Consider the following 1067-nt stretch of genomic DNA (forward strand, 5'->3'; position numbering starts at 1 on the left):
AGCGTCAGGGGCCGCAGGCTCAGGTCCACTTCGGTCAGCCGGTCAATGCCCACAAAGGAGGTGAGCCGGGGGGCGTCCGGGTCAGAAATAGCCCGCTCCTTATCAATGACCTCCCGCTCCAGTTCCTGGAGAAAAAGGCGGTTGAGGCAGGTGTGCTCCCGGTTAAGCTGGAACACCCCGCCGTTCCGTGCAAGGAAAATGGCGCTGTCCCCCACACTGAGCCAGTGGAGGAGCCCCTCATGGATGTGGACTGACACCAGCGTGGTGCCGCTGCGTCCGCCGAACTGGCGGAACACCTCATCGCTGACGGCGTGGATGCTGCGGTAAAACCAGCCGGGGATGTCCTCTGTCTCCCGCTCCTGGAACAGCTGGAGGAGCCTCTCCGCCGCCCACTGGCTGGCGGCTTTGCCGTCCTCCATGCCCCCCATGCCGTCGGCCACCAGGGCCAGCAAACCCTGGGCCTGCTGGAGTTCCCCGCCGGCGGCGTTGGCGATGGCAAAGGAGTCCTCCTGCCGCTCCCGGTCCCCCTGACCCTGGAGGTTGGCGATCTTGAGGGCCAGCGGGCCCTCTTCCGGAAGGACGGGCGGCTGGACAGGCTCCGGGGCAGGCGTTTTTTCCCGGGAAAACAGCTTAAACAGTCCCATCCTTGTCCTCCCAGGTGAATTTTTCCCCGCACAGAGGGACAAACAGCAGCTTGGTCTCCCCAAAGTCGATGAGGTCATAGGCGTTCAGGGGCATGGGGGTAAAAACCTCCTCGTCGTTGAGATAGACAATGTTCCGCCCCTCGCCGGGGAGGAGGTTGAAGCGGTTGTGCTTGTCGCTGTAGCTGATCTTGGCGTGGTTCTCGGCGGAGATTTTCAGATCGCCGGTGATGACGATGTCCATCCGCTCACTGCGGCCGATGGAATTCACCCCGCCCCGGATGGTGTAGCTCTTGCCCCGGCTGGGGCTGGCCACGCAGGCCAGCCAGCCCACCACCGGATCAAAGCCCATCTGAGACTGCATCATGCCCACCGTCTTGCCTGCCGCCGCCACGCTGACCCCCATCCCCGGCGGGGGCGGGGGCG

The 1067-nt window shown here is 64.6% G+C and carries 2 protein-coding genes; both read right to left on the minus strand.

Annotated elements, in window-relative coordinates; genetic code table 11:
- The coding region (locus NFS22_RS23610) for a PP2C family protein-serine/threonine phosphatase (RefSeq protein ID WP_251320062.1) at window positions 1–644 on the minus strand (644 nt) is incomplete at its 3' end.
- A partial coding sequence (locus NFS22_RS23615) for an FHA domain-containing protein (protein WP_251320063.1) occupies window positions 631–1067 on the minus strand: 437 nt, incomplete at its 5' end. The genes NFS22_RS23610 and NFS22_RS23615, both read right to left, overlap by 14 nt.

Origin of the sequence: Flintibacter muris, from assembly GCF_943192995.1 — a bacterium.
Classification (GTDB): domain Bacteria; phylum Bacillota; class Clostridia; order Oscillospirales; family Oscillospiraceae; genus Lawsonibacter; species Lawsonibacter muris.